The organism is Nitrospinota bacterium (assembly GCA_035528715.1).
Lineage (GTDB): Bacteria > JADFOP01 > JADFOP01 > DATKYB01 > DATKYB01 > DATKYB01.
The window spans coordinates 1-8,748 of record DATKYB010000022.1; the positions used below are offsets into that span (position 1 = coordinate 1).

Annotated in this window: 10 protein-coding genes; all 10 read left to right on the forward strand. The window is 35.1% G+C overall.

Annotated features, from left to right (window positions below; all coding sequences use genetic code 11):
• Positions 1-1,004 (forward strand): ATP-binding protein (locus VMW81_01390; GenBank protein ID HUU49594.1); only part of this gene is annotated, 1,004 nt, incomplete at its 5' end.
• Between the two features lie 21 nt (positions 1,005-1,025).
• On the forward strand, positions 1,026-2,384 hold the full coding sequence (locus VMW81_01395; GenBank protein HUU49595.1) for a sigma-54 dependent transcriptional regulator: 1,359 nt from the start codon (positions 1,026-1,028) through the stop codon (positions 2,382-2,384).
• Positions 2,385-2,520: 136 nt separating this feature from the next.
• Entirely contained in the window at positions 2,521-2,934 is a 414-nt protein-coding gene (flgB, locus tag VMW81_01400; protein HUU49596.1) for a flagellar basal body rod protein FlgB, read from the forward strand.
• 1 nt (position 2,935) lies between these two features.
• Entirely contained in the window at positions 2,936-3,373 is a 438-nt protein-coding gene (gene flgC, locus VMW81_01405; protein ID HUU49597.1) for a flagellar basal body rod protein FlgC, read from the forward strand.
• Positions 3,374-3,395: 22 nt separating this feature from the next.
• Positions 3,396-3,698, forward strand: a complete 303-nt coding sequence (gene fliE / locus VMW81_01410) for a flagellar hook-basal body complex protein FliE (GenBank protein ID HUU49598.1) — start codon at positions 3,396-3,398, stop codon at positions 3,696-3,698.
• A 30-nt stretch (positions 3,699-3,728) separates the two neighbouring features.
• Positions 3,729-5,309 (forward strand): flagellar basal-body MS-ring/collar protein FliF, encoded by a 1,581-nt coding sequence (gene fliF / locus VMW81_01415; GenBank protein ID HUU49599.1) that lies wholly within the window; start codon positions 3,729-3,731, stop codon positions 5,307-5,309.
• Between the two features lie 17 nt (positions 5,310-5,326).
• Positions 5,327-6,331 carry a flagellar motor switch protein FliG gene (gene fliG / locus VMW81_01420; protein HUU49600.1) on the forward strand — a complete coding sequence of 335 codons (1,005 nt, stop codon included), beginning with the start codon at positions 5,327-5,329 and terminating at the stop codon, positions 6,329-6,331.
• Positions 6,324-7,046 carry a FliH/SctL family protein gene (locus VMW81_01425; GenBank protein HUU49601.1) on the forward strand — a complete coding sequence of 241 codons (723 nt, stop codon included), beginning with the start codon at positions 6,324-6,326 and terminating at the stop codon, positions 7,044-7,046. Before fliG ends, VMW81_01425 begins: the two co-directional genes overlap by 8 nt.
• Positions 7,047-7,050: 4 nt before the next feature.
• Positions 7,051-8,376 carry a flagellar protein export ATPase FliI gene (gene fliI / locus VMW81_01430; GenBank protein HUU49602.1) on the forward strand — a complete coding sequence of 442 codons (1,326 nt, stop codon included), beginning with the start codon at positions 7,051-7,053 and terminating at the stop codon, positions 8,374-8,376.
• A gap of 15 nt (positions 8,377-8,391) precedes the next feature.
• On the forward strand, positions 8,392-8,748 hold a 357-nt coding region (locus tag VMW81_01435), incomplete at its 3' end, for a GNAT family N-acetyltransferase (protein HUU49603.1).

The following is an 8,748-nucleotide window of genomic DNA, read 5'->3' on the forward strand; positions in this document are numbered from 1 at the left end:
ATTTTTTTAACAAGCTCTTGGAATCAAATCCTCCCTTAAGAAAACAAAAAATATCTAAAACAGAGACGAAACTGATAACTCAAGAAGGAACAGAATTGTTTATTTCAATAAATATCCATCTTTTAAGAGATGCCAGAGGAAAAACTATTGGAAAGATTATTGTTATTCAAGATATTACAAGGTTAAAAAAATTAGAAGAACAAGCAGAGAGAAGAAACAGACTCATGGCAATGGGAGAGTTAGCGGTTAATATAGCCCATGAGATTAGAAATCCGCTGGGAAGTATCGAGTTATTTGCTTCTTTGCTTAAAAGGGAATTAAAAGATAATCCAGATAATTTGAAACTAGTGGAACATATTATATCGTCTATAAAGAGTCTCAACCATACTCTTTCGAATCTCCTTTTGTTTACAAAGACCCAAAAACCTGCTTTTACCGATATAGACATTCATGAATTTTTAGATAATGCAGCGTCTTTTATTAACTATAATCTCAAACAGAATAATATATGTTTAAAAAGAATTTATGGGTCTAAAAATCCTATTATAAAAGGTGATGGAGAGCTTTTAAAACAGGTATTTTTTAACCTTACATTGAATGCCATCCAAGCCATGCCAGAAGGAGGAACCCTGAACATTTCTACAAAGGTTTTAGATGGTAAATTCAATAGAAAAGAAAATAATGAAAAAAATATTAACGGAAAAAATATGAATGGATTAAATCTTGTTGAGATAAAATTTGTAGATTCTGGGAATGGTATACCAGAAGGGTATATAAAAAGTATATTCACTCCTTTTTTTACAACAAAAGAAAGGGGAACAGGTTTAGGTTTAGCCATTGTTCATAATATAATAGATTCACATAACGGCTTTATTAGCGCAAAAAGCATAAAAGGAAAGGGAACAGAGTTTAGTATTTCAATTCCTATTGAAAGATTTAGACAAGCTAAGACTGAAAGAATTTTAAATAATTCAAAAATCCTTGGTTTAGAGAAGCAATTATAATAATAGAAAGGAGAATCGTTAATGGGTGAAAGACCAATCTTAGTTATAGATGATGAGGCTGGAATGAGAGCAGCCATAAGAGAGACATTAATTAGGGTTGGATATGATGTTACTACTGCTTCAAATGGTTTTGAAGCTATAAGCAAATTGAAGGAGAATAACTTTCATCTAGTTCTAACAGATATGAAAATGCCAAGAATGAATGGCCTAGAAGTCTTACGAAAAGTAAAAAAGCAAATACCACATCTTCCAGTTATTATGATTACAGCTTACGGTACAATCGATACAGCTGTAGAGGCTATGAAAGAGGGTGCTTTTGATTATATTATTAAACCGTTCTCCACAGAAAAATTAGAAAGTGTTGTCAATAAGGCTTTGTTAAATATTGATCAGAAGAGCCTTCCCCAAAGAGATTTTTCTCAAATAAAGATCAATCAAAAAAAGGAGATAGTTACCAAGAATAAAAAGATGTTGGAGATTTTAGAAATAGCAGAAGAGATATCCAAAAGCAACTCAGCTGTTATGATTCAGGGTGAGAGCGGTACGGGGAAGGAACTGTTAGCTTGCTATATACATAAATCAAGTCAAAGACGGGATAAACCTTTTATAGCCATTAACTGTGCTGCCTTGCCAGAAGGTCTGTTAGAGAGTGAGCTCTTCGGACATGAGAAAGGATCTTTTACAGGGGCGATAGCAAGAAAAATAGGTAAATTTGAGTTAGCGAACGACGGTACAATTCTTTTGGATGAAATTAGCGAAATGGAACATCAATTACAGGCAAAGCTTCTCAGGGTATTGCAGGAATATGAAATCGATAGGGTTGGAGGCAGGACACCTATACCTATAGATATAAGGATTGTTTCTACAACAAACAAGGATCTAAAAGAAGAAGTGAAAAAAGGAAATTTTAGAGAGGATCTCTTCTATAGGCTTAATGTAATACCTTTAACGATCCCCCCTTTAAGAGAGAGAAAAGGAGACATATCAATTTTGGCAGATCATTTTTTGAAAAAATATAGTAAGAGAAACGGAAAAAAAACATCGAGGATATCTGAAGAGACTATTGACTTATTAAAAAAATATTATTGGAGGGGAAATGTACGGGAGCTAGAGAATGTTATCGAAAGAGCAGTTGTTTTATGTGATGGAGATGTCATTTTACCTAAGAATCTATTTATGAATGAAGAATTTGACAATGAAGAATCAATATCTGTAAGGGCTGGAGTTTCATTAAGGGAAATGGAAAAACAACTCATATTTAAAACTCTTGATGAAGTGGGTGGGAACAGGACTCATGCAGCCAAGGTATTAGGTATTAGTATAAGAACATTGAGAAATAAATTGAATGAATACAAGGAAAATCCTCTAAAGCAGATATAACAATTCTTTAAAGAATGATTAAAAATTCAGTATTGATGATACATTTTAATGATTAAAGGTTTTAAAAATTATTTAGTAAGAGAGAGTTGGTATTTGGTATATTATTTGCATTTTTTAGTGCAAAGGAGATAACAATATGAGCGTAAATAGAATTTTCGGTAGGACAATTAACCTCCTTGAAAAGATTTTAGATTTTAGAGCCAAAAGGCATAATATTTTGGTTTCAAACATATCTAATGTAGATACTCCTCGTTATAAGGCGAAGGATATCACTTTTGAAGACCAACTCAAGAAGGTAATAGGAGATAATGCCCATTTAAAAAGAACAAATGTTAATCATTTGCCAATAAATAGTGAAAATTTCAATGAAATAAAGCCAAACATCATCTCCAGCCCTACAACTTTAATGAGGGAAGATTTGAATACAGTAGATATAGATAAAGAGATGACAAAATTGGCAGAGAATAACATTATGTATAATGCCTCTGCTGACATAATATCAAAATTACTTCAATTAGTTAAATACTCAATAGAAGGAGAAAGAAGATAAAATGGATTTCTTCTCAGCTTTAAAAATCAGTTCATCAGGTCTGAGCGCACAGCGCCTAAGAATGAATGTTATTTCGAGTAATCTTGCAAATGCAAACACAACCAGAACTTCAGAAGGAGTTCCTTACAGGAGAAAAGATATTGTGTTTTCAGCTACTCCTTTAAATAGGCCCTTTCAGAATATCTTAGATGCAGAGTTAAATAATAATATAAGGGCAGTTAATATAGTGAATATCATAGAAGATCAAAGACCTTTTCGGCTGGTATATAATCCACAACACCCAGACGCTAATGAAGAGGGGTTTGTCGCTATGCCTAATATTAGAATTATGGAAGAAATGGTAAATCTTCTCTCAGCAACACGTTCATATGAGGCAAATGTAACGGCTATCAATTCTATAAAGAATATGGCATTAAAAGCTCTAACAATAGGACGCTAATTTTTTTATAAGGAGTTATCAAATGAAAGAGATATTTATTGATAGTAATATCAAAAACGGTCTCCCACCCATCTCTAATAAAAAGAAGTCCCAAGAGAAATCGGGCGCATCATTTGGCAATATGCTAAAAAATTATCTTCAAGATGTAAACAAGCTTCAGAAAGAAGCAGATAAAACCATCCAGAATTTGGCAGTTGGAAATGAAAAAAATATTCATGAGACAATGATAGCTATAGAAAAGGCAGATATTTCATTCAGATTAATGATGCAGATTAGAGAAAAGATAATAAAAGCCTATGAAGAAATCATTAGAATGCCTCTCTAAAACATTAACTTTTAATTTGTATGAGGTAAAATGTTTAATTTTTTAAAACAATTGAATATACAATTTCAGACATTTTTAAGAGGCCTTTCTGTTGGCAAGAGAATGTTCCTCTTGTTCCTATTAGGAACTGTTATGATTGGTTCTATTGTTATGATTGTGTTGTCTCAGAATGCCAATTATCAGCTTCTCTATGCCAATTTAACACAGGAAGATGCCTCTAGTATTATGTTAAAGCTGAAAGAACAAAAGGTTCCCTATCGTATATCTGGAGATGGAAACTCTATCATGATTCCAGCAAATTATGTTTATGAAACCCGTCTGCAATTAGCAAGTGAAGGATTACCACAAGGAGGTGGTATAGGCTACGAACTCTTTGATAAGAATACTTTTGGATTAACGGAGTTTGTTCAAAAACTTAATTATCAAAGGGCGCTGCAAGGTGAATTATCAAGGACAATAAACCAGATAGCAGAGGTGGATAAATCTCGGGTTCATCTTGTTATGTCAGAGAAGACTCTTTTTATCGAGGATCAAGAAGAGGCTACTGCTTCTGTTTTAGTCAAGCTTCATCCCGGGAGAAAACTAAAAAAGGAACAAATCCAAGGTATTGTTCATCTAGTAGCGAGTAGTGTTATGGGTTTAAAGCCTCAGAATATAACCATGGTTGATCAGTATGGAAATATTTTGTTAGGAGGAGAAAGTTCTTTTTTAGGTCAATTGTCTAATTCACAGCTAGAATATCAGAATAATCTTGAAAGGAGGTTAGAAAATAGGGTCCAGACAATCCTTGAAAAGGTCGTTGGTAAGGGAAGAGTGATTGCCAGGGTTTCAACTAGTTTAGACTTTAGTCAGATTGAAAAGACAGAAGAGAGATATGACCCTGAAAGTCAGGTTGTGCGGAGTCAAAACTCTACAGAAGAGAAATCAAGCGGTAAGGGACCAGTACCTGCTGGTGTTCCAGGGGTAGTTTCTAATCTGCCGGGACAACAGAGTCAGAGCTTTGAACAAGGCGCGAGGTCTGATTTTAAGAAAACAAATGAAACGATAAATTATGAGATAAATAAAATAACAGAAAGAATTGTTGAGCCTGTGGTTAATGTCAACAGATTATCAGTTGCTGTGCTTGTTGATGGTAAAAGAGAACTCGTCGATGGGAAGGAAGAGTATCTGGCAAGAACAAAAGAAGAAACAGAGAAATATGAGAATATTGTAAAGAGCGCTATAGGATACAATGAAAAAAGGAAAGACCAAGTAGTTGTTGAAAATATTGCCTTTGAAAAAATAAACCTTGGCGAAGAGGATGGATTAATAGAAAAGGTTGAACAGAGGCGTTTCTATATATCAGCAATAAAATATGCTGGCAGTGCCCTTCTTGTTCTCTTGGGATTTTTGTTTATCATAAAACCGATAATGAACAGCTTAGCAACAGGAATGCAAAAAGGACCTATTTCTCAGTTCCCCAAGACAGTTGGTGAGTTAGAGGCTGAAATAGAAGGAACAGAAAAAGAAAGAGAAGGGGTAGCTATTAGGAACAAGGTAGCTAATGTCGTAAAAGAAAATCCTAAACAAGCTGCAGATCTTGTAAGGACTTGGTTGGATGAAAGGAAATAGAGGAGAAAAGATAATATATGGATTTTAGAAAACTTGGAGGGTCTGAAAAGGCGGCCGTATTTCTTATTTCTCTCGGAGAAGATTTAGCATCTCAAATCTTTAAACATCTTGATGTCGGTGAGATAAGAAAGATAGGCACTTTGATGTCTGAGCTTGACAAGATTCCTCAAGAGGTTGTTGATGGAGTGACAAAAGAGATGTACGAGAAATCAGTGAAGGGTGGTGGAATTGTAAAGGGCAGTGAAGAGTATGTGAAAAAGGTTGTTTTGAAGGCATTGGATCCAGCAACGGCAGCTGAGGTCATTGATGAAATGTCTGACGACGAGGGAAAGTCAGGTCTTGAGGCCTTAAAATGGCTTGATGCCGACTCAATAGCAAACTACTTTAAAAATGAACACCCTCAAATTATTGCAGTAATCTTATCTCAACTGGAAATTAACCATGCATCTGAAGTATTAAAAGCCCTCCCAGAACAGCTAAAGACTGAAGTAACAATAAGATTAGCAACGCTTGATAAAGTCCCTGTTGGGGTATTAAAAGAGATAAGTAATGTTCTCAGGACAGAGTTTAAGGATTCAACTTCTGTAGATACATCTTCCTCTTTTACTGGCAAGCAAAAAGTAGCTGATATGCTGAATCAATTAGACAGACATACGGAAGGGGCCATCTTATCACAAATCGAAGAGAACAACCCAGACCTTGCAGACGAGATCAGGCAACTTATGTTTAAGTTTGAGGATTTAGTTCTGTTAGATGACAGGGCTATACAGGAGATATTAAAAGAGGTTACAAATGAAGATTTAATACTTGCTCTTAGGACCGCTAATGATGAGATAAAGGAACTGATATTTAAAAATATGTCTGAAAGAGCTGTAACTATGATTTTGGAGGATATGGAGGCAATGGGACCTGTAAGGCTAAGCGATGTTGAAAAGGCCCAGCAGAATATTACTAAGGTAGCAAAGAAATTAGAAAGCGAAGGCAAAATCATTATCGGTGGGGGGGACGACGTTCTTGTCTAATGTACTGAAAAAAATAAAGGATAAGGGAGCTTCTGTAAAATTCTTTTTTCTAAAGGAGATTATTAAGGAGAAAATCAATAGAAAAGGCAGAGCTCAAAGAGAGCTTTTTGAAAAGACGAACTTCACAAATAATGGTAGTAAGGCAAGTGAAGGATTTCTGCCAAATCCTTTTGATATGGAAATAGAGAAAATGTTAGGGGACGCGAAAAAAAAGGCAGAAACTATAGAAAAAGAAGCTTACTTAAAGGGGGAGAAGAGGGGATTAGAAGGAGGGAAGAAAAAACTAGACATAACAATCAATGGATTAGAAAAACTATTGGATGAAATACAAAGTCATAAAGAGAAAAAATATCAAGAGGCAGAAAAAGAATTATTAGATCTTGTATTATTAATATCAAAAAAGATAATTCAACAGGAAATAACATTAAATAAAAATATCGTCTTAAATATCGTAAAAGCGGCTATTACAAGTGCCGCAGGGAATGAAGAGATTAAGATTAGAATTAACTCAGAAGACTATGATAACGTAGTTAAATACAAGGAAGAGTTTATCAAATATGTTGATGGATTAAAGAATATTTCCTTTGAAGCAGATAATTCAATCCTTCAGGGAGGATGTCTTATAGAGACTATTTATGGTGATATTGATGCTCGATTAGATAAACAATTAGAGGCCATGAAAGAGAAGTTAATCGCTTCAGTGGAACAAGAATAAAATTATGAGTGTAAAAGACAGTATTTTAACAAGATTTTCTCCTGTTATAAGTAATGCAACTCCCATAAAGGTTCATGGGAAAGTAACTCGAGTTATAGGATTGGTTATTGAGGGTTATGGCCCCAGCACTTCAATAGGCGATTTATGCGATATATATTCTCAGAACAACAAGGGTTCAATTAAAGCTGAAGTCGTTGGTTTTAAAGATAATAAGATATTATTAATGCCCCTTGGAGAACTCAGAGGAATAAAACCAGGAGATAAAATAATCAAGGGAGAAAACAAGCCAAACATAAAGACAGGCGAAGGACTTTTGGGAAGGGTAATAGATGGATTGGGTGAACCTATTGATCATAAAGGCCCTCTTTGTGAAGTTGAAGATGAATATCCCATCTATTCAGAGCCTATTAATCCTCTGAAAAGAAAGAGGATTGCTGAACCATTAGACTTAGGTATCAGAACCATTAATGGGCTTCTCACCTGCGGAAAGGGCCAAAGAATAGGAATTTTGTCAGGTACAGGGGTAGGTAAGAGTGTTTTGATGTCAATGATGGCTAGGAATACTGAGGCAGATATTAATGTTGTTGGTCTGATTGGGGAAAGGGGAAGGGAAGTAAAAGATTTTATTGAAAAGGATTTAAGAGAAGAGGGCTTGAAAAGGTCAATCGTTGTGGCTGCCACTTCTGATCAGCCTCCTCTTGTAAGAATAAGGGGGGCATTTATAGCAACTGCAATTGCAGAATATTTTAGAGACAAGGGCAAAGATGTCCTTCTCATGTTTGATTCGATAACAAGATTTGCGATGGCTCAGAGAGAAATAGGTTTGTCTATAGGAGAACCCCCTACAACAAAGGGTTATACGCCTTCAGTATTTGCCATTTTACCTAAGCTATTGGAAAGGGGAGGTGCTAAAGAGGGTATGGGAAGTATAACCGGCCTCTACACGGTTTTGGTTGAAGGAGATGACTTAAGTGAGCCTATCTCAGATGCGGTTCGTGCTATATTAGATGGGCACATTGTTTTATCGAGGAGCTTAGCTTCTCAAAATCACTATCCTGCCATAGATGTATTAAATAGTATCAGTCGTTTAATGATAGATATCATCTCTACCGAGCATTTAGAAATGGCTAATCGTTTTAAAAGTGTTCTTGCAACTTATAAAGAGGCCGAGGACCTTATTAATTTAGGTGCTTATGTCTCCGGCAGCAATAAAGATATAGATTTTGCCATCAAGACTATAGATAAAATAAATCAATATTTAAGGCAGGGAATTGAAGAAAGAGTGTGTCTTCAAGAGAGTATCGATGGGATAAAAGCAATATTTCAATGATATTTGAGGCGCTTGATGGATATAGAAATAAGAAAGGCGAAACCAGAGGATTATTGGGATATAGTTGATTTTACTAAAAGGATGGGGAATGAAAGGAGCGGTTTTGCAAGTTATATGGCCTTTTCAGATTATGATATTATCAGAAGGTGTTGTGAATCGAATGACAGGATATTTCTTATTGCTAAAGATAATAGTAATAATGTGGTTGGTCTCTGTACCCTCCTTTTTGGAAATACATTGATAAATCAAAATCACATAGGAGAGATTGGTGTAGCCGTAGACGAAAAATATAGGGGAAGGGGTATTTCTTCAAAGCTGGTTAAAGAGATGATCAATATTTCTAGAGACTCAAGTATCAGAATAATAAAAGCC

What these genes read in the sequence shown, in the direction of transcription:
- fliE (HUU49598.1), top strand. Translation starts at nt 3,396, where the DNA reads ATGAAAGAGATATTTATTGATAGTAATATCAAAAACGGTCTCCCACCC.
- flgB (HUU49596.1), top strand. Translation starts at nt 2,521, where the DNA reads ATGAGCGTAAATAGAATTTTCGGTAGGACAATTAACCTCCTTGAAAAG.
- flgC (HUU49597.1), top strand. Translation starts at nt 2,936, where the DNA reads ATGGATTTCTTCTCAGCTTTAAAAATCAGTTCATCAGGTCTGAGCGCA.
- VMW81_01395 (HUU49595.1), top strand. Translation starts at nt 1,026, where the DNA reads ATGGGTGAAAGACCAATCTTAGTTATAGATGATGAGGCTGGAATGAGA.
- fliI (HUU49602.1), top strand. Translation starts at nt 7,051, where the DNA reads ATGAGTGTAAAAGACAGTATTTTAACAAGATTTTCTCCTGTTATAAGT.
- fliG (HUU49600.1), top strand. Translation starts at nt 5,327, where the DNA reads ATGGATTTTAGAAAACTTGGAGGGTCTGAAAAGGCGGCCGTATTTCTT.
- fliF (HUU49599.1), top strand. Translation starts at nt 3,729, where the DNA reads ATGTTTAATTTTTTAAAACAATTGAATATACAATTTCAGACATTTTTA.